This is a genomic window from Klebsiella sp. 141240 (assembly GCF_050600805.1).
Lineage (GTDB): Bacteria > Pseudomonadota > Gammaproteobacteria > Enterobacterales > Enterobacteriaceae > Klebsiella > Klebsiella aerogenes.
In genome coordinates this window covers 473,874-499,980 of sequence record NZ_JAQIRK010000002.1, presented here as the reverse complement: position 1 = coordinate 499,980, position 26,107 = coordinate 473,874, and the positions used below count along the sequence as shown (strand labels likewise).

The 26,107-nt window shown below is 56.6% G+C and carries 28 protein-coding genes; 14 read left to right on the top strand and 14 right to left on the bottom strand.

All coding sequences use genetic code 11. From position 1 onward, the window contains the following. Window positions 1-37: 37 nt before the first annotated feature. Window positions 38-514: a kinase inhibitor gene (locus PGQ95_RS05415; RefSeq protein WP_430917198.1), complete on the top strand. Its 477-nt coding sequence runs from the start codon at window positions 38-40 to the stop codon at window positions 512-514. Between the two features lie 513 nt (window positions 515-1,027). On the opposite strand, the gene PGQ95_RS05410 is transcribed toward PGQ95_RS05415, so the two are convergent. From PGQ95_RS05410 to hutI, 6 genes are all read right to left on the bottom strand, one after another. Then, window positions 1,028-2,410, bottom strand: a complete 1,383-nt coding sequence (locus PGQ95_RS05410) for an amino acid permease (protein WP_015367620.1) — start codon at window positions 2,408-2,410, stop codon at window positions 1,028-1,030. A 99-nt stretch (window positions 2,411-2,509) separates the two neighbouring features. Beyond that, complete coding sequence (hutH, locus tag PGQ95_RS05405; protein WP_015367622.1) at window positions 2,510-4,045, bottom strand: histidine ammonia-lyase; 1,536 nt, start codon at window positions 4,043-4,045, stop codon at window positions 2,510-2,512. Then, window positions 4,042-5,730, bottom strand: a complete 1,689-nt coding sequence (hutU, locus tag PGQ95_RS05400) for a urocanate hydratase (protein ID WP_015367623.1) — start codon at window positions 5,728-5,730, stop codon at window positions 4,042-4,044. Before hutU ends, hutH begins: the two co-directional genes overlap by 4 nt. Before the next feature lie 142 nt (window positions 5,731-5,872). Continuing rightward, window positions 5,873-6,598: a histidine utilization repressor gene (locus PGQ95_RS05395; protein ID WP_087860047.1), complete on the bottom strand. Its 726-nt coding sequence runs from the start codon at window positions 6,596-6,598 to the stop codon at window positions 5,873-5,875. A gap of 61 nt (window positions 6,599-6,659) precedes the next feature. After that, window positions 6,660-7,616 (bottom strand): formimidoylglutamase, encoded by a 957-nt coding sequence (gene hutG / locus PGQ95_RS05390; RefSeq protein ID WP_430917196.1) that lies wholly within the window; start codon window positions 7,614-7,616, stop codon window positions 6,660-6,662. Then, a complete protein-coding gene (gene hutI / locus PGQ95_RS05385) occupies window positions 7,613-8,872 on the bottom strand; it encodes an imidazolonepropionase (RefSeq protein WP_430917194.1) in 1,260 nt (419 codons plus the stop codon). Before hutI ends, hutG begins: the two co-directional genes overlap by 4 nt. Before the next feature lie 213 nt (window positions 8,873-9,085). Here hutI and PGQ95_RS05380 point away from each other — a divergent pair, with 213 nt between their 5' ends. The 4 genes from PGQ95_RS05380 (at window position 9,086) to PGQ95_RS05365 (ending at window position 12,427) form a co-directional block, all read left to right on the top strand. Then, window positions 9,086-10,369 (top strand): putative acyl-CoA thioester hydrolase, encoded by a 1,284-nt coding sequence (locus PGQ95_RS05380; protein WP_430917192.1) that lies wholly within the window; start codon window positions 9,086-9,088, stop codon window positions 10,367-10,369. A gap of 175 nt (window positions 10,370-10,544) precedes the next feature. Further along, the gene (locus tag PGQ95_RS05375; RefSeq protein ID WP_430917190.1) at window positions 10,545-11,084 is read left to right on the top strand and encodes a tetratricopeptide repeat protein; all 540 of its coding nucleotides are present in this window, start codon (window positions 10,545-10,547) and stop codon (window positions 11,082-11,084) included. A gap of 18 nt (window positions 11,085-11,102) precedes the next feature. After that, the gene (locus tag PGQ95_RS05370; RefSeq protein WP_259678467.1) at window positions 11,103-11,636 is read left to right on the top strand and encodes an RNA polymerase sigma factor; all 534 of its coding nucleotides are present in this window, start codon (window positions 11,103-11,105) and stop codon (window positions 11,634-11,636) included. Then, window positions 11,633-12,427: an anti-sigma factor family protein gene (locus PGQ95_RS05365; RefSeq protein WP_430917188.1), complete on the top strand. Its 795-nt coding sequence runs from the start codon at window positions 11,633-11,635 to the stop codon at window positions 12,425-12,427. The genes PGQ95_RS05370 and PGQ95_RS05365 overlap by 4 nt, the downstream gene beginning before the upstream one ends. Here PGQ95_RS05365 and blc read toward each other — a convergent pair. Then, window positions 12,424-12,957 (bottom strand): outer membrane lipoprotein Blc, encoded by a 534-nt coding sequence (gene blc / locus PGQ95_RS05360; protein WP_087860053.1) that lies wholly within the window; start codon window positions 12,955-12,957, stop codon window positions 12,424-12,426. The genes PGQ95_RS05365 and blc overlap by 4 nt on opposite strands. Before the next feature lie 391 nt (window positions 12,958-13,348). Here blc and PGQ95_RS05355 point away from each other — a divergent pair, with 391 nt between their 5' ends. After that, window positions 13,349-13,561, top strand: a complete 213-nt coding sequence (locus tag PGQ95_RS05355) for a hypothetical protein (RefSeq protein WP_113373886.1) — start codon at window positions 13,349-13,351, stop codon at window positions 13,559-13,561. 28 nt (window positions 13,562-13,589) lie between these two features. Then, window positions 13,590-14,144 (top strand): helix-turn-helix transcriptional regulator, encoded by a 555-nt coding sequence (locus tag PGQ95_RS05350; RefSeq protein WP_113373885.1) that lies wholly within the window; start codon window positions 13,590-13,592, stop codon window positions 14,142-14,144. Between the two features lie 53 nt (window positions 14,145-14,197). Here PGQ95_RS05350 and PGQ95_RS05345 read toward each other — a convergent pair whose 3' ends face one another. Together PGQ95_RS05345 and PGQ95_RS05340 are read right to left on the bottom strand one after the other, a co-directional pair. After that, window positions 14,198-14,932, bottom strand: a complete 735-nt coding sequence (locus PGQ95_RS05345; RefSeq protein ID WP_087860056.1) for a MerR family transcriptional regulator — start codon at window positions 14,930-14,932, stop codon at window positions 14,198-14,200. A 156-nt stretch (window positions 14,933-15,088) separates the two neighbouring features. Continuing rightward, the gene (locus PGQ95_RS05340; RefSeq protein WP_113373884.1) at window positions 15,089-16,300 is read right to left on the bottom strand and encodes a diguanylate phosphodiesterase; all 1,212 of its coding nucleotides are present in this window, start codon (window positions 16,298-16,300) and stop codon (window positions 15,089-15,091) included. Between the two features lie 309 nt (window positions 16,301-16,609). Here PGQ95_RS05340 and ycgZ point away from each other — a divergent pair, with 309 nt between their 5' ends. From ycgZ to PGQ95_RS05325, 3 genes are all read left to right on the top strand, one after another. Further along, complete coding sequence (gene ycgZ, locus PGQ95_RS05335) at window positions 16,610-16,855, top strand: regulatory protein YcgZ (protein WP_087860058.1); 246 nt, start codon at window positions 16,610-16,612, stop codon at window positions 16,853-16,855. A 61-nt stretch (window positions 16,856-16,916) separates the two neighbouring features. Further along, window positions 16,917-17,222 (top strand): hypothetical protein, encoded by a 306-nt coding sequence (locus PGQ95_RS05330; RefSeq protein WP_087860059.1) that lies wholly within the window; start codon window positions 16,917-16,919, stop codon window positions 17,220-17,222. Between the two features lie 47 nt (window positions 17,223-17,269). Further along, window positions 17,270-17,536, top strand: coding sequence for a biofilm development regulator YmgB/AriR family protein (locus PGQ95_RS05325; RefSeq protein ID WP_048230714.1), 267 nt, complete (start codon window positions 17,270-17,272; stop codon window positions 17,534-17,536). Between the two features lie 60 nt (window positions 17,537-17,596). Here the strand turns inward: PGQ95_RS05325 and pgl are convergent, their stop codons facing one another. After that, window positions 17,597-18,592 (bottom strand): 6-phosphogluconolactonase, encoded by a 996-nt coding sequence (pgl, locus tag PGQ95_RS05320; RefSeq protein WP_430917185.1) that lies wholly within the window; start codon window positions 18,590-18,592, stop codon window positions 17,597-17,599. A gap of 184 nt (window positions 18,593-18,776) precedes the next feature. Between pgl and PGQ95_RS05315 the strand changes: the two genes are divergently transcribed. After that, the gene (locus PGQ95_RS05315) at window positions 18,777-19,595 is read left to right on the top strand and encodes a pyridoxal phosphatase (RefSeq protein ID WP_308958660.1); all 819 of its coding nucleotides are present in this window, start codon (window positions 18,777-18,779) and stop codon (window positions 19,593-19,595) included. On the opposite strand, the gene modC is transcribed toward PGQ95_RS05315, so the two are convergent. From modC to PGQ95_RS05295, 4 genes are all read right to left on the bottom strand, one after another. After that, on the bottom strand, window positions 19,596-20,654 hold the full coding sequence (gene modC / locus PGQ95_RS05310) for a molybdenum ABC transporter ATP-binding protein ModC (protein WP_087860062.1): 1,059 nt from the start codon (window positions 20,652-20,654) through the stop codon (window positions 19,596-19,598). 2 nt (window positions 20,655-20,656) lie between these two features. Next, a complete protein-coding gene (gene modB, locus PGQ95_RS05305) occupies window positions 20,657-21,346 on the bottom strand; it encodes a molybdate ABC transporter permease subunit (protein WP_015367643.1) in 690 nt (229 codons plus the stop codon). Then, window positions 21,343-22,119: a molybdate ABC transporter substrate-binding protein gene (gene modA, locus PGQ95_RS05300; protein ID WP_316424428.1), complete on the bottom strand. Its 777-nt coding sequence runs from the start codon at window positions 22,117-22,119 to the stop codon at window positions 21,343-21,345. Before modA ends, modB begins: the two co-directional genes overlap by 4 nt. A gap of 127 nt (window positions 22,120-22,246) precedes the next feature. Continuing rightward, the gene (locus PGQ95_RS05295; RefSeq protein WP_087860064.1) at window positions 22,247-22,396 is read right to left on the bottom strand and encodes an AcrZ family multidrug efflux pump-associated protein; all 150 of its coding nucleotides are present in this window, start codon (window positions 22,394-22,396) and stop codon (window positions 22,247-22,249) included. 153 nt (window positions 22,397-22,549) lie between these two features. Between PGQ95_RS05295 and modE the strand changes: the two genes are divergently transcribed. From modE to galE, 3 genes are all read left to right on the top strand, one after another. Further along, on the top strand, window positions 22,550-23,338 hold the full coding sequence (modE, locus tag PGQ95_RS05290) for a molybdenum-dependent transcriptional regulator (protein WP_087860065.1): 789 nt from the start codon (window positions 22,550-22,552) through the stop codon (window positions 23,336-23,338). Between the two features lie 67 nt (window positions 23,339-23,405). Next, entirely contained in the window at window positions 23,406-24,881 is a 1,476-nt protein-coding gene (gene modF, locus PGQ95_RS05285) for a molybdate ABC transporter ATP-binding protein ModF (protein WP_113373880.1), read from the top strand. A gap of 206 nt (window positions 24,882-25,087) precedes the next feature. Continuing rightward, a complete protein-coding gene (gene galE / locus PGQ95_RS05280; RefSeq protein WP_045364697.1) occupies window positions 25,088-26,104 on the top strand; it encodes a UDP-glucose 4-epimerase GalE in 1,017 nt (338 codons plus the stop codon). The last annotated feature ends 3 nt before the right edge of the window (window positions 26,105-26,107 follow it).

Below are 26,107 nucleotides of genomic sequence, written 5' to 3'. Positions count from 1 at the left end.
TCTTTGTTAATCAGCGCATTATCAACGAGGATGAAGCATGAAACTGACCAGTCACGATCTGCAAGACGGCGGCAAGCTGCCTAATCGTCACGTATTCAACGGTATGGGGTACGATGGCGATAATCTTTCGCCGCATCTGATGTGGGACGACGTCCCTGCGGGAACTAAAAGCTTTGTCGTTACCTGCTACGACCCGGATGCGCCGACCGGCTCCGGCTGGTGGCACTGGGTGGTAGCCAACCTGCCTGCCGATACTCGGGTTTTGCCGCAGGGGGCCGGTTCCGGTCAGGCGGAGCTACCGGAAGAGGCCATTCAGACCCGCACCGATTTTGGTAAAGCAGGCTATGGCGGCGCCGCGCCGCCGAAGGGTGAAACCCACCGCTACATTTTTACCGTGCACGCGCTGGATATCGATAAGATTGATGTCGATGCCGAGGCGAGCGGCGCGATGGTCGGCTTTAATGTCCATTTCCATTCGCTCGCCAGCGTTTCCATCACCGCCCTGTTCAGTTAATTATCCCCCCGGATAGCGGCTTGCGCCTTATCCGGGCTACTCGCGGCACCGGTATATTGTCGGGTGGCGCTGCGCTTACCCGACCTACGGTCCGTGCGGCCTGCCTTTAATTTATTCACCATGCTTGCTGAAACTGCCGTTGTTGGCGGCCTCAAAATCGCTGAGACGTTCCCGGAAGGCCGGGGCAGCCCGCATGGATGCGGGCTGAGGGCCGTGTTTTGCAAGGACGCTGCCTCGGCCCGACCCGAAGCCTGCAGGGATAAGTCGAAGGTACCACGAAGTGGCGATTTTGGCGGCCAGAGCCCGGGGGTACAGGGGGCGGCGGCGACTGGCCGCCCCCTGTGCGCTCCCTGCGCCATGAGGGACATAACGCAGAAGAAATATTGGGAGCGCAATGTGTCGGAATTAACACAAAGCACATGTTTTCCCCGACCAAAACCGTTGCAAACCGATAACAGTATCTACGGTCCAAACGTAGCCCCGGTAAGCGCAGCGCCACCGGGGAGATTGACCTTACTGTTCAGTGGCTACCTGCAGCGCGGTTTTACGCACGCGTGCGTACCACACCACCGTCAGCAGCCCCAGCCAGACCAGCCCGGCTAACAGCGCCACGCGCGTCTCTTCCACCATTCCCAGCACGGCGATCACCAGCCCCATAAACAGTAGCGTCAACAGCGGGCCAACCGGCCAGAAGGGGATCGGGAATTCGATCTTACTACGCTCTTCGGCCGACAAACCGCGGCGCATTGAGAAATGAGAGAGCAGGATCATCAGCCACACCCAGACGGTGGCGAACGCCGCCAGCGAGGCAATCAATACAAATACCTGTTCCGGCATCAGATAGTTAAGCACCACCGCCACCAGCAGCGCCACGCCCATCACCACGACCGTCATCCAGGGTACGCCGTTGCTGGCGATCCGCTGGAAGCACTTCGGCGCCAGCCCCTCTTTCGACATACCGTACATCATGCGCCCGGCGCCAAAAATATCGCTGTTAATCGCCGAGATACTGGCGCTAATCACGATGATATTCAGCACGGTCGCCGCCGCCGGGATCCCGAGGCCATCGAAGATCAGCACAAACGGGCTGCCCTGCTCGCCAAAACTATTCCACGGGAATATCGCCATCAGCACCGCCAGGGTGCAGACGTAAAACAGGATAATACGCAGCGGAATGGTGTTGATGGCCTGTGGGATAACCTTCTTCGGGTTCTGCGCTTCCGCCGCGGTGACGCCGATAATTTCCACGCCGCCAAAAGCGAACATCACGATGCCAAGCGAGGCGATGATCCCCTGCCAGCCATTTGGCGCAAAGCCGCCATGGCTCCACAGATTTTCCAGCCCGGTGGCCGGGAAACTATGGCCAAAGCCAAAGAAGATGATCCCCGCGCCCGCCGCCATCATGGCGATAATCGCCACCACTTTAATCAGCGACAGCCAGAACTCCATCTCGCCGAACACCCGTACGTTGCACAGGTTCATCGCGCCAATAAAGAAGATGATACTAAGGATCCAGATCCAGCGCGGCACATCGGGATACCACAACCCCATATAGATACCGAACGCGGTGACGTCGGCCAGCGCCACGATCACCATTTCAAAGGTGTAGGTCCAGCCGGTAATAAATCCGGCCAGCGGCCCGAGATACTGGCGAGCGTAGCTGCCGAAGGAGCCGGAAACCGGATTGCGCACCGCCATTTCACCCAGCGCGCGCATGACCATAAAGACCGCCGCGCCGCCTATCAGATAGGCCAGCAGTACCGCCGGCCCCGCCGCCTTAATGGCGGAGGCCGAACCGTAGAATAGCCCGGTGCCGATAGCGGAACCGAGCGCAATAAAACGAATGTGTCGGGCATTCAGCCCGCGCAGCAGATGCGGTTTGTGTTGTTGTTGCATATACAGGTGTCCTGGTTTTTTTATATGACGACAAATATGCGATGTAGGACGGCCGGGGGGATGACATCCCCCCGACGCGGGTACAGAGAACAACGGTGATTAATTCAGGCCAGGCAATACGGCAGGCAGCAGACGCGTCAGGTGACGTGCGGCCAAAAGCTCGGTGGCATTTTCAATATCAGGAGCGAAGAAACGGTCTTGGGTATAATGCGGCACGCGTTCGCGCAGCAGATGACGCGCCTCTTCCAGCAGCGGACTGGTGGTCAGCCCTTCGCGCATATCCAGCCCCTGCGCCGCCGCCAGCCACTCGACGGCCAGCACTCCGCGGGTGTTTTCCGCCATCGCCCACAGGCGACGACCGGCAGCCGGCGCCATCGAGACGTGGTCTTCCTGGTTCGCGGAAGTTGGCAGGCTGTCAACGCTATGCGGGTGCGACAGCGCTTTGTTTTCACTGGCTAAAGCCGCCGCCGTGACCTGAGCAATCATAAAGCCGGAGTTGACGCCGCCATTTTTCACGAGGAATGGCGGCAGCTGCGACATATGGCTGTCCATCATCAGCGCGATACGACGCTCGGAGAGCGAGCCGATTTCCGCGATCGCCAGCGCGATATTATCCGCCGCCATCGCTACCGGTTCGGCATGGAAGTTACCGCCGGAGATGACGTCATTTTCGGCGGCAAAGACCAGCGGGTTATCGGAGACCGCATTCGCTTCGGCTAACAGTACTTCCGCCGCCTGGCGGATCTGCGTCAGGCAGGCGCCCATCACCTGCGGCTGACAGCGCAGAGAGTACGGATCCTGTACCTTGGCGCAGTTATGGTGCGACTGCGAAATCGCGCTGTCATCGGTCAACAGGTGGCGATACAGCGCCGCCGCATCAATCTGGCCACGCTGGCCGCGTACCTCATGAATACGCGCATCGAACGGACGACGCGAGCCCAGCGCCGCTTCGGTGGTTAACGCTCCGCAAACGACCGCTGAGGCGAACAGATCTTCGGCTTCGAACAGGCCGCGCAGCGCAAAGGCCGTCGACGCTTGGGTGCCGTTCAGCAGCGCCAGACCTTCTTTCGCCGCCAGGGTAATCGGCTCCAGCCCCGCCTGACGTAACGCTTCCGTCGCCGGCAGCCATTCGCCGCCGCGTACCCGCGCTTTGCCTTCGCCAAGTAGCGTCAGCGACATATGCGCCAGCGGCGCGAGGTCGCCGGAGGCGCCGACGGAACCTTTCGCCGGGATCCACGGCGTCACGCCGGCATTGACCAGGCCAATCAGCGCCTGGATCACGCTCAGGCGGATCCCGGAGAAGCCGCGAGACAGGCTGTTAATCTTCAGCACCATAATCAGGCGCGCCAGATCATCGTCCAGCGGCTCGCCAACGCCCGCCGCATGGGATAACACCAGTGAACGCTGCAGGTTCTCCAGATCTTCCGTCGAGATACGGGTCTGGGCCAGCAGGCCAAAACCGGTGTTAATACCGTAGGCGGTCCGCCCTTCGGCAAGGATGGCGTTGACGCAGGCCACGCTCTCATCGATTGCCGCAAACGCGCTGCTATCGAGGGTGATGTTCAGCGGGTGGCTGTAAACGTCGCGGAGCTGCGACAGGCTCAGTTGCCCCGGAATTAGCGTTAAAGATTTCATTTAGCGTTCCCCTGCGTTGCCGCAACCATCGGAAGATTCAGACCCTGTTCCGCCGCACATTCAATGGCGATATCGTAACCCGCATCGGCATGACGCATTACGCCGGTCGCCGGGTCATTATGCAGGACGCGAGCGATACGCGCCGCCGCTTCATCGGTACCATCACAGACGATAACCATCCCGGAGTGCTGCGAGAAGCCCATGCCTACGCCGCCGCCGTGGTGCAGCGAGACCCAGGTCGCGCCGCTGGCGGTGTTAAGCAGTGCGTTGAGCAGCGGCCAGTCGGATACCGCATCCGAACCGTCGCGCATGGCTTCGGTTTCGCGGTTCGGGCTGGCGACGGAGCCGGAATCAAGGTGATCGCGGCCAATCACGATCGGCGCGGAGACTTCGCCGCTACGCACCATTTCGTTAAAGGCCAGCCCCAGCTTCTGCCGCCACTCCAGACCTACCCAGCAGATACGCGCAGGCAGTCCCTGGAAGCTGATGCGCTCGCGCGCCATATCCAGCCAGTGGTGCAGATGCTTATCATCTTTAATGATCTCTTTCACTTTCGCGTCGGTTTTGTAGATATCCTGCGGATCGCCGGACAGCGCCACCCAACGGAACGGGCCGATACCGCGGCAGAACAGCGGGCGGATATACGCCGGCACGAAGCCCGGGAAATCGAAAGCGTTGCTGACGCCCATTTCCTGCGCCATCTGGCGGATGTTGTTGCCGTAGTCGAAGGTCGGTACGCCCATTTCATTAAAGGCCAGCATCGCCTGAACGTGATCGGCCATCGAGCGTTTAGCCGCCAGGATAGTACCTTGCGGATCGGATTCGGCTTTCTGCTGATACTCTTCCCAGCTCCAGCCTTTCGGCAGATAGCCGTGCAGCGGGTCGTGGGCGCTGGTCTGGTCGGTGACCATATCCGGGCGCACGCCGCGTTTCACCAGTTCCGGAACGATATCCGCGGCGTTGCCGCACAGCGCGATAGAGATAGCGCGGCCTTCGGCGGTATATTTTTTGATGCGCGCCAGGGCGTCATCCAGAGAAGTGGCCTGTTCATCCACGTAGCGGGTACGCAGACGGAAATCGATGCGGCTCTGCTGACATTCAATGTTCAGCGAGCAGGCGCCTGCCAGCGTCGCGGCCAGCGGCTGCGCGCCGCCCATGCCGCCCAGACCGGCGGTTAACACCCAGCGGCCTTTCAGGCTGCCCTGATAGTGCTGGCGACCGGCTTCGACGAAGGTTTCATAGGTGCCCTGTACGATGCCCTGGCTACCGATGTAGATCCAGCTGCCGGCGGTCATCTGGCCGTACATCGCCAGCCCTTTGGCATCCAGTTCGTTGAAGTGTTCCCAGGTAGCCCAGTGCGGAACCAGGTTGGAGTTAGCGATCAGCACGCGCGGCGAGTTTTCATGCGTTTTAAATACGCCGACCGGTTTACCGGACTGCACCAGCAGGGTCTCATCGCTTTCCAGGTTTTTCAGCGCCTTCACGATAGCGTCATAGCATTCCCAGTTGCGCGCAGCGCGACCAATACCGCCATAGACCACCAGCTCATGCGGGTTTTCGGCGACATCGGGATCGAGGTTATTCATTAACATACGCAGCGGCGCTTCGGTCAACCAGCTCTTGGCGGTCAGCGTCGTGCCTCTCGGGGCACGTACGTCCAGCTGGCGATATTTGCTTTGCGACATCGGGGTTTCTCCTGACAATTAACGTTGTGTACGTAGATACATATACTTGTCTATACAACTCTACGCAAGCCAGGATTTAACAGAAATGATACAATTTTGTTATATTGCGTCAGCAATCACGTTTTGCTGACGCCAGGGGAAATTACGAGCTGAAATGGCCCTGCAGACGGTAGCGCGCGCCGGGGAACAGCAGGCGAGCGTGTGAGACAATATGCGTCGTCGACCAGGTTCGGCGGCGAATAAGCAGACAGGGATCGTGCGGCATGATGCGCAGCAGCGCGCACTCTTCTGACGTTGCCTGCACCGCCTCGACAATATGTTCGCCTTCGGTTAACGGCGCGATGAGCGATAGATAATCATGCGGCGTGGTGGCGGTGTAATCCTGTAATAGATAGTCCGGCACCACCGCGGCATTGACGCAGCGATCTTCGATTTGTACCGGGACCTCGTTTTCAAAATGCACCATCAGCGAATGGAAGATACGCGTGCCTTCGGCGACGTTGAGCGCCTCCGCCTGGATAACATCCGCTTCGGTCTCCTCTAAAAGCAGCACGTCGCAGCGGTGCTGGTGACGGCGGGAGGCAATCTCATCGGCTATGCTGCGCACTTCAAACAGCGCCGACTGCCCTTTCGGCTCGGCGACGAAGGTACCGACGCCCTGTAGCCTCACCAGCAAGCCTTCATCCGTCAGCTCGCGCAGCGCGCGGTTGATGGTCATGCGGCTGAAGCCGAACTGGGCGACCAGTTCAGCCTCCGAGGGAATTCGGTCGTGCGGACGCCACTCGCCGCGGTGGATCTTTTCGCTGATCGCCTGCTTCACCTTTTCATAGAAAGGCGCGGGCGCGGAACGAGGTTGTTGTGCAAACATGGCCTGGCTTTCCTTATGCGTAATAAGCGGAGCGGCGAAAAGAAAATAATAGCGCGGATCGCTAGCGCCACCAATGGGCGATTTGCCATGCCAGACGGGCCGCCGCGCGAGCGCCCTGTCCGTCGATGTCAAATTGCGGATTAAACTCGACCAAATCCACCGCCTGTAGCTTACCGCTGCGGCACAACGGCTCTACGATCCGCAGCAGGGTCGCCAGCGGCACGCCCAGCGCCGCCGGCGCGGAAACCGCCGGCATTTCGCGCGCCGGCAGCACGTCGAGATCGATAGTCAGATACAGACGGTCGAATTGCGCGATATTGCGCTCAAGCTCCGGCAACACGCGAGTTTCGAAGGCCTCCAGAACCTCCAGATCCTCAACTATATTCACCTGGCGGCGCGCCGCTTCATCCCACAGCGCCTGGGTGTTCGCCGCCCGGCTCACGCCGATGCAGGTATAGTGAAAACCTCGCTGCTGCGCTTCACACTCCAGCGCCAACTGGCGGAACGGCGTCCCGGAGCTGGCGCATTCGGCAAAGCGTAAATCCAGATGCGCGTCGAGATTAATAATGCCCACGTTTTCGCCCGGGAAGGCATCCAGTACCCCAGCGCCGTGGCCGAAGGCCGTCTCGTGGCCGCCGCCCAGCACCAGCGTGCGTTTGCCGGCGCGTTGACAGGCGGCTACCGCCTCGCGCAGCGCCTGATGCGCGGCTTCTAACTGTTCACCGTCGACGCTAATCGTGCCCATATCCACGCAGCGGTCATGGCCCTGATGGCTGGCCATATTGGCCAACGCCCGGCGTAGCGTTTCCGGACCATGTCCGGCGCCGGTACGACCTTTATTACGCCGTACGCCTTCGTCGCAGGCGAAGCCGAGCAGCGCGATATCGCCGGGCATCTCCTGCGGCGCGAAGCGTTCCGCGCGGGCGATGGTCTGGAACAGGCGCAGCGCATTAGGCGCTTCCGCGCTATCATCACGCCCCTGCCAAAGGTTGGCGGGCGTAGCTTGCCACAGCATCATTGCAGTTCTCCTCGTACCACGCGCCCCCAGAGCGGCGCGCGCCCCGGCTCATACACCATCTCGACCGGATGCTCGGCATCCCAGATGGCGAAGTTTGCGACAAAGCCCGCCGCCAGCTGACCATGACTCTCCTGTCGCCCCAGCGCCCGCGCGGCATGGCGAGTCACCCCGGCCCAGGCCTCCTCCGGCGTTAAACCAAACTTGACGCAGGCCATGTTCATCGCCAGATGCAGACTAGCGAAGGGACTGGTGCCCGGGTTGAAATCGGTCGCCACCGCCATCGGCACCTGGTACTTGCGCAGCAGTTCCACCGGCGGTTTGCGGGTTTCGTTAAGGAAGTAAAACGCGCCGGGGAGCAGGGCTGCCACGGTGCCGCTTTCGCGCATCGCCGCCACGCCCTCTTCCGTCAGATACTCGATATGGTCGGCGGAAAGCCCGTGATAGCGGCTCACCAGCTGAGCGCCGCCCAACGACGAGAGCTGCTCAACGTGGCCTTTTACCGGAATGCCCAGCGCCTGCGCGGCCTGAAAGACGCGCTCGGTTTGCTGTGGGCTGAAGCCGACGTTTTCACAGAAGACGTCAACGCTTTCAAACAGCCCCTCTTGCCACAGCGTCGGCAGTATGGTCTCGCAGACCAGCGAGATATAGCCATCGGCGTCGCCATGATATTCCGGCGGCGTGGCGTGGGCGGAGAGCAGCGTCGCCGACAGTTCCACTCCGTTGTCGTCGGCCAGTTTTCGGGCGACCCGCAGCATTTTGCGTTCGTTTTGCAGATCGAGACCGTAGCCTGATTTAATCTCCAGCGTTGTCACCCCTTCACGCAGCAGGCGAGCGAGACGCGGCTGCGCCAGCGCCAGTAGTTCAGCTTCGCTGCTTTCGCGCGTGGCGCGCACGGTGGAGTTAATGCCGCCGCCGTTGGCGCTGATGGTTTGATACGACACGCCGTTCAGCCGCTGCTCCCACTCCTGCGCCCGGCTACCGCCAAAAATCAGGTGCGTGTGGCAGTCAATGAGGCCCGGCGTCAGCAGCCGGCCTTCGAGGTCGATACGACGCCCCGCCGGGGCATCAGCATCGTCGACGATCGCCTCAATGCGGCCGTTACGCACCAGCAGCGCATGGCGCTCCAGCAGGCCGTACGGTTGGCAATAATCAGGGTTCAGGGTGGCGAGACGCGCGTTTCGCCAGATAACGAGTTCAGAGGTGGCTTCAGTCATAGCGTTCAACTTGTCATGGGTTGTATAGACATTTATTTTCATAACGCCGGTAATGTCAATAAAAGCGCGGGTAAATGTTATTTTTTTGTGACTAAAGACGTTCCGTCAGCGCTTCGCGTTGCGTAAAGAAGTGAAGTTTTTGAACTGGCATCTTCCCGTTTCGTTCAAGTTAGTATAAAACAGCAGGTTTTAAAGGACTTATACCCTGTCGCGCACAAAGGGTATGTAACTTTGCATATTATCGCCCGGAGCAACATGAACACATATTCCGTTTCCCGTCTGGCGCTGGCGCTGGCCTTCGGCGTGACGCTGTCCGCCTGTAGCTCGACGCCTGCCGATCAAAAGCCCTCAACGCAGACTGCACCGGGCAATACCGCACGGCCAATTCTTAGCGCCGATGAAGCGAAAAACTTCACTCAGGCAGCTTATTTCCAGTCGCTGACGCCGAATGCCGCCGCCTGGACGCCATCCGCGATCAGCCTGCCGGCGCAGCCTGATTTCATTGTCGGCCCGGCGGGCGCCCAGGGCGTGACCCACACGACTATTCAGGCCGCGGTCGATGCGGCGATTGCCCGTCACTCTGCCCGTCGTCTGTTTATCGCCGTTATGCCGGGCGAATATGCGGGTACCGTCTACGTGCCTGCCGCGCCAGGGGCCCTGACCATTTATGGTACCGGTGAAAACCCTGTCGACGTCAAAATCAGCGAAGCGATTGATTCCGAAATGGACCGCAATAGCTGGCGTCATCTGGTTAATCCGGGCGGCAAATACATGCCGGGCAAGCCCGCGTGGTATATGTTCGACAGCTGCCAGAGCAAATCCGCCGCCACCGTGGGCGTGATGTGTTCCGCGGTCTTCTGGTCGCAGAACAATGGCCTGCAGCTGCAGAACCTGACTATCGCCAACAATCTCGGCGATAGCGTCGATGCCGGTACCCACCAGGCGGTGGCGTTGCGCAGCGATGGCGACCAGGTGCAGATCAACAAGGTCAACATTCTTGGCCGCCAGAACACCTTCTTTGTGACCAATAGCGGCGTGCAGAACCGTCTGCAGGACAACCGTCAAACCCGCACGCTGGTGACCAATAGCTATATTGAAGGCGATGTGGATATCGTTTCCGGTCGCGGCGCGGTGGTATTTGATAATACCGATTTCCGCGTCGTGAACTCGCGTACGCAGAAAGAAGCCTACGTTTTCGCGCCGGCAACGCTGAAAAGCGTGACCTACGGCTTCCTGGCGACCAACAGCCGCTTCACCGCGTCCGGCGATAACGTCGCGCAACTGGGCCGCGCGCTGGACGTAGACGGCAACAGCAACGGCCAGGTGGTGATCCGCGATAGCGTCATCAATGAAGGCTTTAACATTGCTCAACCGTGGGCGGCGGCGGTCGGCTCTAACCGCGCCTTCAGCGGTAACGTTGGCGCGCAGGATGACAAAGGCCACCCGCAGCGTAACCTTAACGACAACGGCTTCAACCGCATGTGGGAATATAACAACCGCGGCGTGGGCAGCTTTGTGGTTGCCGCTCCGAAACAGTAATATTATCGGCCCGCGCTCCCCCCGAGCGCGGGCTTTTCTTATCGACGCATACTCTCGCCACAACGCCAATTAATAATTTTCGCCAACGGCGAATAAATCCCCCCGCTTGCGCGTTTACTCCTTAGAACCGGCAACGCGATGCCTTATCGCGTCTCTCGCCCACCTGGAGGTCACCATGAACGCACAAATTTCTCCCATCAGGCGCTTAGTCGTTCCGGCGCTGCTATTTTTGTTATATACCCCGGCGGCGTTGGCCATGGGCGATAACAGCCCGAGCAAACAAACCCCGGATTGCCCGAGCGGAGAGGCCTACGACAGCGTGAGCCAAAAATGCGTCCCGCAGAAAACCAGCAGCCTTAGCGATGAAGATAAAACCAATTATGCCTGGCATCTGGCGAAAAAAGGGGAATATCAGGCCGCGCTTAACCTGCTGGATACGCTGCACAACGCCAATACGCCTGAGGCGTGGAACTATCGCGGCTACGCCACGCGTAAGCTCGGGAGAACCGATGAAGGAATTGGCTATTATCAGCGGGCGCTGGCGCTGAAACCAGACTACGCGAAAGCCCGCGAATACCTTGGCGAGGCATGGATGGTTAAAGGACGCCCCGATCTGGCCAAACAGCAGCTGGCGGCGATTGCCGGCATTTGCGGCCAAAGCTGCGAAGAGTACCGCGATCTTCAGTCGGCAATAAACGGACGTCCTGAATCCTGATAGTCGTGATTCGCCAGAATCAATAAGGATAAGAACATCGCTAACCGTATCGTTGATAGCCAACTTGCCGCCCATCTTCCTCGCCTGTGGCGCTACGGCCTCGTACTCTCGCACAACCGCGACGTCGCCGAGGAGCTGGTGCAGGCCACCTGCCTTCGCGCGCTCGAAAAGAGCGCGCAGTTTACCCCCGGCACCCGCATCGACAGGTGGCTATTCTCCATTTTGCACTCCATCTGGATTTCAGAGCTGCGCGCCCGCCAGGTCCGCCTCGGCCAGGGGTTTGTCGAGTGTGAGGAGCTGGCCGCCCCTGAGCCGGGCGAGCAGGACGAGACGCAGTGGCGCTATCGGCAACTGATGCTGCGGGTTAATCAACTGCCCGAGGCGCAGCGTAATGCCGTCTTTTTGGTGTATGTCGAGGGGTTTAGTTATCAGGAAGCCGCCGAGACGCTATCGGTACCTATTGGCACCATTATGAGTCGGCTAGCCGCCGCGCGAGAAACGCTGGCCAAAACGCCGGCGGTTTCGCCCCCGGCGCAGGAGAAACGCTCATGAACCCTATTCGCTTTTCCCCACCCTGGCAGGACGAGGCCATTGCCGCCTGGCTTGATGGCGAAATGTGCGCGGAGGACGCCCGCCGTTTTAGCGAAACCTTTGCCCGCGACCCGCAGCTCGCCAGCCGCACCGCCACGTTGATGAATAATCATCAGCCTTATCAACATGCTTTCGCCGCCCTGCTTGATGAAGCGCCCGTGGCGCGGATGCAGGCGAAACTGGCGCCCTACCTCACCGGGTCGGAAAGTAAAGCGCAAAATCAGGCGCGCTTCAGCCGTCGCGCGCTGATCGGCGCCTCACTGGGCCTGTTGGTTATCGGTAGCGCAACAAGTTACTTCTGGCGGCCTGCGCCGCAGGAAGACGATGACGAGAATATTCGCCGTCTTGAAGCCCAGTACATGTCGCTATATAGCGCGGAAACCGTGGCCGATGTGGATAATTCACCCGAGATGCTCGACCGTGGCCTGCGTCGTTCGGCGCAGGATACAGGACTGTTTCTAGAACGACGCCAGCTCGCCTTGCCTGAGGCGGAGCTGAAAATGGTCCGTATGCTGCGTTACGAAAGTACCTCGATCACGCAAATCCTCTGGCTGCATACCGGTTACGGCCCGGTCGCGCTTTGTATTTCACCCGCCGCCCGGCAAACCGCCTCGCCGCCGCAAAATGAGCAGCGACAGGGCATGAACCTGCGCTGGTGGCGCCACGGCGGCTACCAGTTTGCGCTGATCGGCCGTATGCCGGCGCCCGCGCTCAACGATGCGGCGCACACCCTGCGGCAGGCGATAGTTTAAGCCTTCGCCTGCGGCACCCAGACCAGTTTGTTAACCGCAAAACCGAGCTCAGCGGCCAGGGCAAGGTATTGTTGTCGGATGTGGGTCGGAATATCCGGGGTGCGCGAAAGTAGCCATAAATAGTCGCGATTTGGCCCGCTCACCAGCGCGTATTGATAATCGTCGTCGAGCGCGATCACGTTATATCCGCCATAGAAGGGACCGAAGAACGAGACTTTCAGCGCTGCCGTGGTGGAAGCGCCGGTGAAATAGGCTTTGCCTTCGCTTTCACGCCAGCGGTTGTTGCGCGGGTCAAATCCACGATTAAGTACGCGAATGCCGCCGTCATCACGCATGCTGTAAGTTGCCGTCACCTGCTGCAGACCTCGTTCAAAACGGTTTTCCAGGCGCGCGACTTCATACCAGCGCCCCAGATAACGGCTGGCATCAAAGTGGTTTATCGGTTTGACACCTCGAGGCGGCGTGGGGGTCTTACAGGCGACTAGCGCCAGCGATACCGCTACCCCGGTCAGAATTGGCCATAGTTTCATCGCATTCCCTTTTTCTTCACCTTCTTGGCCGACAAGTATAACCCCGAGCAGTGAGCGCCGGTCATTTTTCAGAGATATTCACCGCTCTAATTGTACAATGACACAATAAAACAAATTCAATAATATCAATAAAATACAATTAACTCGGCAAATAAAAATTTAACGTGTACAAATTTTTTCGCAGAAATTTGTACAAGTTTGTTCTGAGCGTCTATAGTTGACGGGTAGCTCGATTTTGCGCGGGCGTTCGGGTCAGCACTCTGCGCCGATACCGCGGTTATTTTGAGGTGGTTCCTGCTTTACCGTTGCCTGTCCGCAATGTTTTGGCGTAAACGATGAGCAAATCGTTTACGCCAGCGGCTTTTATTTTTCGCGTGGGAGATTCAGGGTTATGCACATCAAAAATACAATTCCCGTGCAGTTTATTGCTAACTGCGCATTGCTGAAAAACATTGAAAATAGCTTATTGCAAGAAAATAAAACAGTTGATGACCTTCAATTAATTACCGAGATTAACCAGCGACTGCAAACAGAAAGTAATGAAATACTTTCTGATCTCTATTTGCAGGCGTTGGATATTCTACGCCGCGGTATTCACCATTAATTCGTCCACCCGCTTCGTGGAGACCAAAATGTTCAGTAAACACACGCACATTTGTTCCGAACGCTACGACCTGTGGATTGACAACCACTATCTTCTGAGCGGCATTAGCCTCATTCTGCGTACGCTGCCAGAAAGGTGTTTCAGTAAAAAGTATGTCTTTTTTACCAGCGACAGTTATTTTTCGGTATTACAACATAAATATAATCGCCGGGAGACGGTTTTTGTTTTATTAACCGAAGGCAACGATCTTAATTTTCTCAGCGAATTGCCAATGTTACGCATCCCCGCCAGATCGACGCCAGCAGAATTAAAAACATTTCTCAATCAACCCACCCGGTATTATAAAACGCATACCTCCCCTGGTGAACGGGTGCAGTTTACCGAGCGAGAAAAGAAAGTCATTCAGCTCATCAGTAATGGCGAAGCCATTGCCAGTATTGGCCGCTCGCTCAACTTGCATATTAAGACAATTTATCAAATCCGTTTGAATCTGATAAAAAAACTGGGCTGCAGCGGCAGGACAGATTTCTTTAATATCAGCCGTAGCGAAACATTTAAGTCCTGGAGTCAAATCCATCTGTAAGCACGCGCGACGTAAGCAAACAGAAACCTGCCTCACTTACAAGGCAGGTTTTTTTATTCGTTACCGTGGAAGTGAATACTGAAGCCCTGCTCCTGCCAGTGGCCCAGCAGCTCCAGCTGCAGCGGCGAGGCGGCGCGCCCGGTCCAGACGAAAATATGTTGCCCAGGAAACAGTTCCGGGCGGGGAGATTCTAATGGTTCCGCCAGCACGTTGACGTGCCAACCACGCTGCGAAAGGCGCCAGGCTTCCAGCCATAGGCCGGTGCGGTCTTCATTCCCCCACCCCACCAGCAGCGTCTCCTTGCCATTTTTCTTACGCGACTCGGCTAAAAACAGCGCCACGCAATCAATCAAAATGCCATCCAGCATGCTGCTAATAACCAGCGAGGTGTTTTGATCGAGCTTCAGCCGCTGGCGCACCGGCGCAAACAGGCTATCAAGCAGGGTGTCGACAGGATACTGATGGCTTAATGCGGTGATTTTGGCGCGGATTTTTGCCGGCTGCATATAGCGCAGGATACTCATCATCTCTTCTTGCAGTTGGGCAGATTCATCGCGTGCGGCAGGTAGCTGGCCTTCCAGCAGCGCTTTCACCTTGCCCACTGAAACGCCACGTTCTATCCAGCGCTTAATCTCTTCGATTCGCTGAATATCTTCTTCATCAAACTGACGGTGCCCGCCTTCGCTACGCTGCGGTTTCAGCAAACCGTAACGCCGCTGCCAGGCTCGAAGGGTGACCGGATTGATTCCGCAACGCTCGGCTACTTCACCGATACTGTAAAAAGCCATAAGCCGCCTTATCTCAACCTGATACTTTAGCGCCTAAACTAACGAATTTAGGCATACTGTACAACTCTCTTTTCTTGTACAGATAAAGATATCAGGTTGCAGCTCACAGCGTGCGGGAAAAAGGATGAAAGTGCGTTTACGCTATCTCAGGATGGATCATATTTTCCCCGGCCAGAGGATTGCCGGCAGACCAGCCAGTCGCGGGCTGGCAAACAGATTTCCCTGGAAATGAGAAATACCCGCCGCCTCAAGCCACATCCACTCCTCCGCCTGCTCAACGCCAACCACCGATACGGCAATTTCCAGTGAATGGCAGCATTTGATGATCGCCTGCACGATAGCCTGGCGCGGCCCGTCACGATGGATGTTGCGGATCAGCTGCTGGTCGATTTTAATTCGATCCGGTTGATATTGCGCCAACAGCGATAGCCCGGCAAAACCGGCGCCAAAGTGATCGATAGCGACGCGAATTCCCGCCCCCTTAAGTTTGCGTACGGCATCGGTAAACTCATCCATCCGCGAAATCACTTCACGCTCGGTGAATTCAACAATTATCTGTTCCGGAATCAGGTCATTGCGCTGAATTTCCGTTAACAGGAATGGCACCGCATCCGCCACTTTCACCAGCGTCATCGGCAGCAGATTGATGGTCAGGGTACGTTCACGCAGGCCTAATTTGCCAGCAATGGCCAGCGCAACCCGTTTACTTTGCAAATCCGCGACATAAATCTCATCGCCTGACAAACCGGCAAAATAGGCCGCAGGCGGTTCTCCGTCAACGGTACGCAGCAGCGCTTCCCAGGAGACTATTTCACAGGCAAAAGGGTCAACCACCGGCTGAAAAGCAAAACAGCATGTTTCAGCACGGTCGATACAGGGCACGGCCGGGTAAAACGAGCTCTCATCGGCAATAAAATCCCAGCTATCAGCTGACGGAATTTCATAGTAGTTCTCTTTTTCCGTCGCTTCGACAAAGGTACGGAAAAAATGCAGCGCCCGGTCGTCGTAAGTCAGCTGATATTTTGTCGTCCCCTTATCCAGCACGGCCTGTAGTACCGCATCGCGATCGTGTTCCCTTAAATCAAACAGCTCCATGCCGACCTTACCAAAACGGCGAGACGGCGCGTAATCGCACAGAAGCTCCACCAGATTGTAATGACGCGGGTCCGCGCAAATATGCCGATAAATTTGCTGTACGTTTTCTTCCGGCCCCTCAATGAGTTGGAAAAAATGCGTGCCGTTAAAAAGTAAAATACCGGTGACATCCGCCTGACCATTTCTCTCGTTAGCCGCAGCAACCATCGACTCGAGCGATTTGAATGAGACATCGTCGCAGATATGGCTGCGATAAATGATGGTGGTGAGCATAGCGGTTCCAGATGAGAGGTATAAGCATTCACAGTAGCAGTTACTGTTCGATACGTCTTGCGAAACAAGTATTTATATTAACAAAAATTGAACACACGACGCCGCCTGGCCGCATAATCTTGTACAGATTGTCACGCTTAGAACCCTCATGGCAATTTTACACAAAATAAAAAAACAATAAATTTATCAATAAATTTCAATAGACTATACTCTAAACGCGATTTATTGCGCAACACGCTATGTACAAGTTACAAGTTATTGTATAAGTTTACTCACAGTTAACAGATGAGTGAAATTAAAGGAGCGCATATGCAGCAGAATGGTTACATTCCAGATACAGCGAACGCGATAGCCCAGTATTTCAACAAAGCATCGTTACCTTCTCAGCAGGAGACGCTGGGCGAAATCGTGATGGACATTCTCACCGAAGGGCGGCATTTGAACCGCAAAGCGCTTTGCACCAAGTTACTGAGCCGTCTTGACGTCGCACGAGCCCCCGAAGAAGAAGATCATTATCAAACGTTGATTGGCCTGCTGTTTGAGCGTCAGGAGTAAACGCTGACTGTCGGCCTGCACCTGACCTGGCTTACAGGAACACGAGGCATGCAGAGGGACGATGATGAAAAGCACTCAATCAGATCGGGTTAGCGATGAGATTATCGGCGAGGCAGTTTTATCTCTTCTTAAAACAAACCGGCCAATTAATATTCCGACGCTGCTAGTCAAACTTCGGTTAATGCAGGCAGCGGAAACGAACCACCAGCGAAGGAATGCAATTATTGCCGTTATTGATGAAATTAGCGTCAGACTCACGACGCGCGGCAATCACGCTCCAGTCATTAAAAAGATTAACGGCCAGTGGGAAAACAGAGCCGTTGTTGTGGATAGTAACGTCGAACCGACGGGCAATAAAATACACTGATCCCCGATCAAGTTTAATAAACAAGTGAGAATATGATGAGACAGACTATGCATCAGCAATCAGATATTTACGCAGGACTGCAGGATACAGCGCTCTCAGAATATTTCCGCAGCGCCGGAGATAAATTAGTCGATGAATCTGCGGTCATGTCGCTGGCAATCGACAGTATCCTCAGCTCAGATGGGCATCTGAGCAATAAGGCGCTTATTTTATGGTTGATCAATGCCCTGGAAACCGCCGATAACGTGGTTACCGCGGATGTGATTCGTAAGACGCTGGAAATTGTCGTCGGCTATACGATGGATGATATTTAGGCCTGTCAGTCCGAATAAAAAAACCTCGCCGGCGCGAGGTTTTTTTCTATCAATAGCAAATTAATGCGCGTTAACCACTACCCACATCGGGCCCTGACCAACGGCATAACGTCCTTTCTCTTTTAATAGCCCCTGCTCGCCGGCAATTTCATATACCGCGATATGATGCGATTTCTGCCCGGCGGCAATCAGATACTTACCGCTGTGATCGACATTAAAGCCGCGCGGCTGCGCTTCGGTCGGCTGGTAGCCTTCAATAGACAGTACGCTACCGTCTTCAGAAACGCTGAAGATGGTGATAATGCTGGCGGTACGATCGCAGGCATACAGATGGCGGCCATCCGGCGTAATATGAATATCCGCAGCCCAGCGCACGCCGGTGAAATCTGGCGGCATCATATCCAGCGTCTGCACGCACTCAATTTTCCCGTGCGGATCTTTAAGCTCCCACACGTCAACCGAGCTGTTCAGTTCGTTCACGCAGTAGCCGTACTGCTGGTTCGGATGGAACACCATGTGCCGCGGACCGGCGCCTTCCACGGTAGTGACTTCCGCCGGCTCCTGCGCGGCCAGATAGCCGTCATCGCTCAGATTAAACAGGCAAATACGATCCTGCTTCAGCGCCGGGACCCATAGCGTGCGGTTGTCCGGTGAAATATTGGCCGAGTGACAGCCTTCCAGCCCCTCGACGACGGTGACCGTTTCGCCCGGCAGGCCGTCAATCAATGGCGTCACGCTCACGCAGCCCTGATTGTAGGAAGCGCTGAAAACAAAACGGCCCTGATGGTCGGTGGAGATATGCGTCGGGCTCCCCGGCAGCGCGGTTTCACCGGCGAAAGTCAGCGCGCCATTATCTGGCGCAATGCGGTAAGCCAGGACGCGAAACTCCGGACGAACGCCGACATAGAGATACTCTTTGTTCGGGCTTACCACCATCGGCTGCACCTGGCCCGGGGCATCAACAACCTGAACCAATGTCAGATTTCCCTCAGCATTGAGGCTCCAGACGTGAATCTGATGGCTCTCCGGGCTGGCGGTATATACGGTTTGTTTCATGACTACTCCTTTCCTCACTGCTCGTGAAACTGCTCGTGGACATCGTTATACATTTCATCCGGCGCGCGGCGCAACGATGAATGGTATAGACGTTTTTAACGGTAGATGCTGAAAAATTTGCCCCTGAGACGAAGCCGTGTACCATCATGGCAGACCCTTTTTCACCATTTACCGGAACCAACACATGACCTCACGCGTGATCGCCCTCGATTTAGACGGCACCCTACTGACCTCAAAAAAAACGATTCTTCCGGCGTCGCTCGATGCGCTGGCTCGCGCCCGGGAGGCTGGATATCAGGTGATCGTCGTAACCGGCCGACATCACGTCGCTATCCATCCTTTTTATCAGGCACTGGCTCTCGATACACCTGCAATTTGTTGTAATGGCACTTATTTGTATGATTATCATGCAAAAAAGGTTCTCGAGGCCGATCCGATGCCGGTAGATAAAGCCCTCAGCCTCACCAACATGCTCGCCGAACACGATATTCACGGTCTGATGTACGTTGATGACGCCATGCTTTATGAACGTCCGACCGGCCACGTGATACGCACCACTAACTGGGCGCAGTCGCTGCCGGTTGAACAGCGCCCGGTTTTCACCCAGGTGGATTCTCTGGCCCAGGCGGCGCGTGAAGTGCAGGCGGTGTGGAAATTCGCCCTCACCGATGAAAATATCCCGAAACTACAGGACTTCGCGCAGACCGTCGGCCAGAACCTGGGCCTGGAATGCGAATGGTCGTGGCACGATCAGGTGGATATCGCCCGCGCCGGCAATAGCAAAGGCAAACGCCTGGCGCAGTGGGTCGCCGCGCAAGGATTATCCATGCAGGATGTTATCGCCTTTGGCGATAACTACAACGATCTCAGCATGCTGGAAGCCGTCGGGACCGGCGTGGCGATGGGTAACGCGGTTGAGGAAGTAAAAGCGCGGGCAAAAGTGGTGATTGGTGAAAACGAAACCACCAGCATCGCCGACTTTATCAATCGTAACTTGCTGTAATCAGGCCGCGATCGATACGCTTTTAATTTGCGCATACAGCCATTGACCTGCGGTGATGCCCAGGTCATCCCGCGCCCATGGGCTAATTCGCGCCCATAGCGTTCTGCCGCTGACCGTAAGCTGTACCTCAATCTGGCCGTTGGTTTCCACGCAATCAACAACCTGCGCGCGCAGGATATTACGGATACTGGTCTGTCGCGGGTGCTCCAGCACCAGCGACACATCCGACGCCTGAATACGAACACGCGCCGCTTCGCCCGGCTCTCGCGCCAGCTGATTAACCCATAGTTGCTGATCGCCCAGCGCCAGCGCGGTCATTGCATACTGCGGATGCTGCGCGATCACCGAGACGTTAAGAATCGTGCTCTGCTGCTCCTGCGGCAGCCACGGATGCATCACGCTGCTGCTCCACACCGTTTCGAGATCGCCAAACGCCTTCACTTTTCCCGCTTCCAGCACCAGCACGTTATCGGCCAGGTGCTGAATTTCATCCAGCGAGTGGCTGACATACAGCATCGGGATATGGATCTCGCGCGCCAGCCGCTGTAAATAGGGGAGTAATTCGCGCTTTCGCGGAATATCCAGCGAGGCCAGCGGCTCATCCAGCAGCAGCAATTCCGGCGCGGTCAACAGGGCGCGGCCAATCGCCACCCGCTGTTTTTCGCCGCCGGACAAACTACCGGGCAGCCGTTCGAGCAGATGCTCAATGCCCAATAACGCCACCAGCTTGTCAAATTGCGCGGCCATGCTTTTAGCCATCCCATATTTCAGGTTGCCGCGCACTTTATAGTGCGGAAACAGCCGCGCGTCCTGAAACACATAACCGATACGCCGCTTCTCCGGCGCCAGGCAGATGCGCTGTCGCGCGTCATTGAGCACCCGGCCATTGAGCACAATGCGCCCCTGCTGCGGCTGCGTCAGCCCGCTGATAGCATTAATCAGTGAGGTTTTGCCCGCGCCTGAGACACCGAAAATAGCGGTGATGCCGCTGGCGGGAAGGGTTTCATGCACTTCGAGGCAGTGATTGCCCAACGTCTGGCTAAAATCGAGCTCCAGCATAGTTATTTTCCCATCCGCTTACGGCTAAGGCGCGCCAGCCATTCGGACACCAGCAGCGATACCAGCGCCAGAACAATAGAGATGATGCATAACCGCGCGGCGGCGCCTTCGCTGCCGGGCGTTTGAATCAGGGTATACATCGCGGAAGGAATGGTGCGCGTTTCGCCAGGAATGTTTGAGACAAAGGTGATCGTCGCGCCAAACTCCCCCAGCGAACGGGCGAAGGCCAACACCGTGCCGACAATAATGCCCGGCAGGGTCAACGGCAGCGTGATGGTGAAAAATACCCGCCAGCGATTAGCCCCGAGGGTGCGCGCCGCCTGTTCAAGTTTCACGTCCACCCCTTCAAGGGCGAGGCGTATCGCCCGCACCATCAGCGGAAATGACATCACCGCCGCCGCCAGCACCGCCCCCCGCCAGCTGAAGGCGAAAGTCAGACCAAACCAATCATATAACCAACTACCGATAAAGCCGCGTCGCCCCATGGAAATCAGCAACAGATAGCCGACCACCACCGGCGGCAGCACCAGCGGTAAATGTATAATGCTATCGAGTAACGCTTTGCCGGGAAAATGGCGGCGCACCAGCAGCCAGGCGAAAAAGATCCCAAAAGGTAAGCTGCAAACCACCGCCAGGGATGAAACTTTCAGGCTCAGCAGTACCGCCTGCCATTCGGGATCGCTTAAAATCATTGCTGTGTGGTGAATCCGTAACGTTTAAAGATAGCCGAGGCTTCCGGGCCTTTGAGGTAGTCGTAAAACGCGGTTACGGTAGCATTTTTATGCCCATCAACGATAGCCAGCGGATACTCGACTTTTTTGTGCGATTCCTCCGGGAAGGTGCCCACCACTTTGACCCCCTTGCTGGCGACGGCATCAGAGCCGTAGACGATGCCCAACGGCGCTTCGTTGCGCTCCACCAGCGCTAGCGCGCCACGCACGTCTTCTGCCGGCGCGAGCTTCGGCGACAGCGTCTCCCAGGCCCCGAGTTTCTGCAGCGCTTCTTTCGCGTAGATCCCTGCCGGCACGTGGTCCGGATCGCCGACCGCCAGACGTCCGCCTTGCAGCAGGCTGGTCCAGTCGGTTTTATCATTAATGGCAATATCGCCGCGATCGCTGGCTTTCGGCGCGACCACCACCAGACTATTGCCCAGCAGCGTAGTGCGGGAAGCCGTATCGATTGATTTTTTGTCTACGGCATAGTCCATCCATTTCTGGTCCGCTGAAATAAACAGATCGGCGGGCGCGCCGGCTTCAATCTGCCGCGCCAGCGTGGAGGAAGAAGCAAAGGAAGAGACCACGTCGACACGATGCTCTTTTTTATACGCTTGCGCGATATCCTGCATAGCGTTGGTTAACGACGCCGCGGCAAAAACGGTAATTTTGCCGTCCTGCGCCAGCGCATGACCAGAAACGCAGAGCGTTAATGCCGCTCCGGTGAGAAAACGCGACCATTGACCTGCCATTGGAAACTCCTGTTTATTCGTTATGTAGTAGATAATATAACGACTATGGTGAGAATTTCACAGCGTCAATTAGGGGGAATCGGGATCGGTACAAAAGAAAACGCCCGGCGGACCGGGCGTTGGGGAATCAGTGATTTTGCTGGCTGCTGTCTTTATGACCGACGCCGGAGAAAAGGTTAAACACTTCACCGAGGCCGTAAATCAGACCGAGGATGACCGCCATCACCACAGGTACCATGACGACAGCAAATACCAGACTTTTCAACAGCTCTAACATGGTTGGCTCCAGATAGTACGAATACTTCATTGTAACCATTTCAGCCGGAAAAACACGCCCCATTTGTGCGGTGCCTCGCCGCCGCCGCGGCAGATGCCTGTTGCAAGATGGGCGCTATCGTTCACAATACGCTTTTTACGTCAGGAATTGATTATGCAGGCCGAAATCCTTCTTACGCTTAAGCTTCAGCAGCGCCTGTTCGCCGATCCCCGCCGAATAGCCTTACTCAAGCAGATCGATCGGACTGGCTCAATTAGCCAGGGCGCGAAGAACGCCGGTATCAGCTATAAAAGCGCATGGGATGCGATCAACGAAATGAACCAGCTCAGCGAACAGTCGCTGGTCGACCGCGCCACCGGCGGCAAAGGCGGCGGCGGCGCGGTGCTGACCCGCTATGGCCAGCGGTTGATTCAGTTATACGATCTGTTGGCGCAGATTCAACAAAAAGCCTTCGATGTGTTAAGCGACGATGACGCCCTGCCCCTCGACAGTTTGCTGGCTGCGATTTCCCGCTTCTCGTTACAAACCAGCGCCCGCAACCAGTGGTTCGGCACCATCACCGGTCGCGACCACCAGCAGGTACAGCAACATGTCGACGTGCTGCTGGCGGACGGTCAGACCCGTTTTAAAGTCGCCATTACCGCTCAAAGCGCCGACCGCCTCGGGCTTGATGAAGGCCAGGAAGTACTGGTGTTGCTGAAAGCGCCGTGGGTCGGCATCACGCTTGACCACGCCGTAGCGCAGCAGGCGGACAACCAGCTTACCGGGCGCATCAGCCACATTGAACGCGGGCCGGATCGGTGCGAAGTTATCATGGCGTTGCCGGATGGGCAAAACCTGTGCGCCACGCTGCCAACGGCGCAAACCGACGGTTTGCAGGAAGGCGCGCAGGCGATCGCTTACTTCAATGCCGATCGTATCATTCTGGCGACCTTATGCTAATGGCATTGACTTTATTGCCGTGAAGTCGTATCCCTGAAGCACAACGCTGCAAAAAGTGGGATACACAATGTCATCATTGCAAATTTCGCAAGGTACGTTTCGTCTTAGCGATACCAAAACATTACATATCGATCGCCTCACGCTGCGCGCTGGCGAAAGCTGGGCTTTCGTCGGCAGTAACGGTAGCGGTAAATCGGCGCTGGCCAGAGCGCTGGCCGGCGAACTGACTTTACTCAACGGGCTGCGCGAAAGCGCATTTCAGCGTATCACTCGCCTCTCTTTTGAACAGCTGCAGAAACTGGTCAGCGACGAGTGGCAACGCAACAACACCGATATGCTGAGCCCCGGCGAAGAGGATACCGGGCGCACTACCGCGGAAATCATCGAAGATGAAAAACGCGATCCGGAGCGCTGTGCCCGGCTGGCGGAGCAGTTTGGCATTAGCCACCTGCTGACGCGGCGCTTTAAATATCTGTCGACAGGCGAAACCCGCAAAACGCTGCTCTGCCAGGCGCTGATGAGCGACCCCGATCTGCTGATCCTCGACGAGCCGTTTGATGGCCTGGATGTCGCTTCGCGCCAACAGTTAGCCGACCTGCTGGCCTGCCTGCATCAGGCTGGTATCACCCTGGTACTGGTACTCAACCGCTTTGACGAAATCCCGGAATTCATTGAATATGCCGGCGTGCTGGCGGATTGCACGCTGAGCGAAACCGGCGAGAAACAGGCGTTATTACAGCAGGCGCTGGTTGCCCAACTGGCGCATAGCGAAAAACTGGCCGGTATGACGCTACCTGAACCGGATGCCCCCGCCGCACGGCATGACTTAGCAGAGAACGCTCCACTTATCGTTCTTAACGACGGCACGGTGTCGTATAACGATAAAGCGATCATCAACCAGCTAAGCTGGACGGTGAACCCCGGCGAACACTGGCAAATTGTCGGCCCTAACGGCGCGGGAAAATCCACATTGCTAAGCCTGATCACCGGTGACCATCCGCAGGGTTACAGCAACGACCTGACGCTCTTTGGCCGCCGTCGCGGCAGCGGCGAGACCATCTGGGACATCAAAAAACATATTGGCTATGTCAGCAGCAGCCTGCATCTGGAATACCGCGTCAGCACAAACGTGCGTAACGTGATCCTTTCCGGCTACTTTGATTCGATAGGCATTTATCAGGCGGTCTCTGATAAGCAGCACAAGCTGGTCCAGCGCTGGCTGGATATACTCGGCATTGATAAACGCACCGCCGACGCCCCGTTTCATAGTTTGTCGTGGGGACAGCAGCGGCTGGCGCTGATCGTTCGCGCGCTGGTTAAACATCCGACTCTACTGATACTCGACGAACCGTTACAGGGGCTGGATCCGCTGAATCGTCAACTGGTACGTCGTTTTGTTGATGTTTTGATTAGCGAAGGGGCCACGCAGCTGCTGTTTGTATCGCATCACGCCGAAGATGCCCCTGACTGCATCACTCACCGTCTGGAGTTCATTCGCAGTGGAGACGGTTACACTTACCGTCTCGGCGCGCTGGCGGAATAGCGCTATACAGGGGTCTGCGGATCCCTGTATTTTTTCAGAGAAATAACCAAAAACCACAACAACACACTGTTTTATAAATAATTACATAAAATCAGTCTTAATACACCATCAAGTGTAAACGATTCCACTATTTTAGCCTGTGTCACACTTTTGCCTTCTTTGGTATGCTATCTTCTTCTCACACGATAAGCCTATTGGAGCGAATCATGAAAGTACTGGTCACAGGTGGTAGCGGTTACATTGGAAGTCATACTTGCGTACAGCTGCTGCTGCAGGGACATGATGTGATTATTCTCGACAATCTCTGCAACAGTAAACGCAGCGTATTGCCGGTCATTGAACGTCTCGGCGGCAAGAAAGCCACCTTTGTCGAAGGCGATATTCGTAATGAAGCGCTGATGACGGAAATTCTGCACGATCACGCTATTGAAGCGGTGATCCATTTTGCCGGCCTGAAAGCCGTCGGCGAGTCCGTCGCCAAACCGCTGGAATATTACGACAATAACGTCACCGGTACACTTAAATTAGTTTCCGCTATGCGCGCAGCCGGCGTTAAAAACTTTATTTTCAGCTCCTCCGCGACCGTCTACGGCGACCAGCCAAAGATCCCTTATGTTGAAAGCTTCCCGACCGGTACCCCGCAAAGCCCCTACGGTAAAAGCAAACTGATGGTTGAGCAGATCCTCGCCGACCTGCAGAAAGCCCAGCCGGACTGGAGCATCGCGCTGCTGCGCTACTTCAACCCGGTCGGCGCGCATCCATCAGGCGATATGGGCGAAGATCCGCAGGGCATCCCGAACAACCTGATGCCGTATATCGCCCAGGTTGCCGTCGGCCGCCGCGAATCACTGGCGATTTTCGGTAACGACTACCCGACCGAAGACGGCACCGGCGTGCGCGACTACATCCACGTGATGGACCTCGCCGACGGCCACGTCGCGGCCATGGAAAAACTGGCGAATAAAGCCGGCGTTCATATCTACAACCTTGGCGCAGGCGTCGGCAGCAGCGTGCTGGACGTGGTCAACGCCTTCAGCAAAGCCTGCGGTAAACCGATTAATTATCACTTCGCGCCGCGCCGCGATGGCGATCTCCCGGCCTATTGGGCTGACGCCGCCAAAGCCGACCGCGAGCTGAACTGGCGCGTGACGCGCAACCTTGACGAAATGGCGCAGGACACCTGGCACTGGCAGTCCCGTCATCCGCAGGGTTATCCGGACTAATAG

Bases quoted from the DNA above. Each gene is read 5' to 3' on its own strand.
- modB (WP_015367643.1), bottom strand. From the start codon at position 21,346: ATGATTTTAAGCGATCCCGAATGGCAGGCGGTACTGCTGAGCCTGAAA.
- modC (WP_087860062.1), bottom strand. From the start codon at position 20,654: ATGCTGGAGCTCGATTTTAGCCAGACGTTGGGCAATCACTGCCTCGAA.
- modF (WP_113373880.1), top strand. From the start codon at position 23,406: ATGTCATCATTGCAAATTTCGCAAGGTACGTTTCGTCTTAGCGATACC.
- hutG (WP_430917196.1), bottom strand. From the start codon at position 7,616: ATGATGCTGTGGCAAGCTACGCCCGCCAACCTTTGGCAGGGGCGTGAT.
- galE (WP_045364697.1), top strand. From the start codon at position 25,088: ATGAAAGTACTGGTCACAGGTGGTAGCGGTTACATTGGAAGTCATACT.
- PGQ95_RS05395 (WP_087860047.1), bottom strand. From the start codon at position 6,598: ATGTTTGCACAACAACCTCGTTCCGCGCCCGCGCCTTTCTATGAAAAG.
- PGQ95_RS05365 (WP_430917188.1), top strand. From the start codon at position 11,633: ATGAACCCTATTCGCTTTTCCCCACCCTGGCAGGACGAGGCCATTGCC.
- hutH (WP_015367622.1), bottom strand. From the start codon at position 4,045: ATGAAATCTTTAACGCTAATTCCGGGGCAACTGAGCCTGTCGCAGCTC.
- PGQ95_RS05380 (WP_430917192.1), top strand. From the start codon at position 9,086: ATGAACACATATTCCGTTTCCCGTCTGGCGCTGGCGCTGGCCTTCGGC.
- PGQ95_RS05350 (WP_113373885.1), top strand. From the start codon at position 13,590: ATGTTCAGTAAACACACGCACATTTGTTCCGAACGCTACGACCTGTGG.
- PGQ95_RS05375 (WP_430917190.1), top strand. From the start codon at position 10,545: ATGAACGCACAAATTTCTCCCATCAGGCGCTTAGTCGTTCCGGCGCTG.
- blc (WP_087860053.1), bottom strand. From the start codon at position 12,957: ATGAAACTATGGCCAATTCTGACCGGGGTAGCGGTATCGCTGGCGCTA.
- PGQ95_RS05330 (WP_087860059.1), top strand. From the start codon at position 16,917: ATGATGAAAAGCACTCAATCAGATCGGGTTAGCGATGAGATTATCGGC.
- modE (WP_087860065.1), top strand. From the start codon at position 22,550: ATGCAGGCCGAAATCCTTCTTACGCTTAAGCTTCAGCAGCGCCTGTTC.
- PGQ95_RS05345 (WP_087860056.1), bottom strand. From the start codon at position 14,932: ATGGCTTTTTACAGTATCGGTGAAGTAGCCGAGCGTTGCGGAATCAAT.
- PGQ95_RS05295 (WP_087860064.1), bottom strand. From the start codon at position 22,396: ATGTTAGAGCTGTTGAAAAGTCTGGTATTTGCTGTCGTCATGGTACCT.
- hutU (WP_015367623.1), bottom strand. From the start codon at position 5,730: ATGTCGCAAAGCAAATATCGCCAGCTGGACGTACGTGCCCCGAGAGGC.
- PGQ95_RS05315 (WP_308958660.1), top strand. From the start codon at position 18,777: ATGACCTCACGCGTGATCGCCCTCGATTTAGACGGCACCCTACTGACC.
- PGQ95_RS05355 (WP_113373886.1), top strand. From the start codon at position 13,349: ATGCACATCAAAAATACAATTCCCGTGCAGTTTATTGCTAACTGCGCA.
- PGQ95_RS05325 (WP_048230714.1), top strand. From the start codon at position 17,270: ATGCATCAGCAATCAGATATTTACGCAGGACTGCAGGATACAGCGCTC.
- PGQ95_RS05415 (WP_430917198.1), top strand. From the start codon at position 38: ATGAAACTGACCAGTCACGATCTGCAAGACGGCGGCAAGCTGCCTAAT.
- ycgZ (WP_087860058.1), top strand. From the start codon at position 16,610: ATGCAGCAGAATGGTTACATTCCAGATACAGCGAACGCGATAGCCCAG.
- PGQ95_RS05410 (WP_015367620.1), bottom strand. From the start codon at position 2,410: ATGCAACAACAACACAAACCGCATCTGCTGCGCGGGCTGAATGCCCGA.
- modA (WP_316424428.1), bottom strand. From the start codon at position 22,119: ATGGCAGGTCAATGGTCGCGTTTTCTCACCGGAGCGGCATTAACGCTC.
- PGQ95_RS05340 (WP_113373884.1), bottom strand. From the start codon at position 16,300: ATGCTCACCACCATCATTTATCGCAGCCATATCTGCGACGATGTCTCA.
- hutI (WP_430917194.1), bottom strand. From the start codon at position 8,872: ATGAAAATAAATGTCTATACAACCCATGACAAGTTGAACGCTATGACT.
- pgl (WP_430917185.1), bottom strand. From the start codon at position 18,592: ATGAAACAAACCGTATATACCGCCAGCCCGGAGAGCCATCAGATTCAC.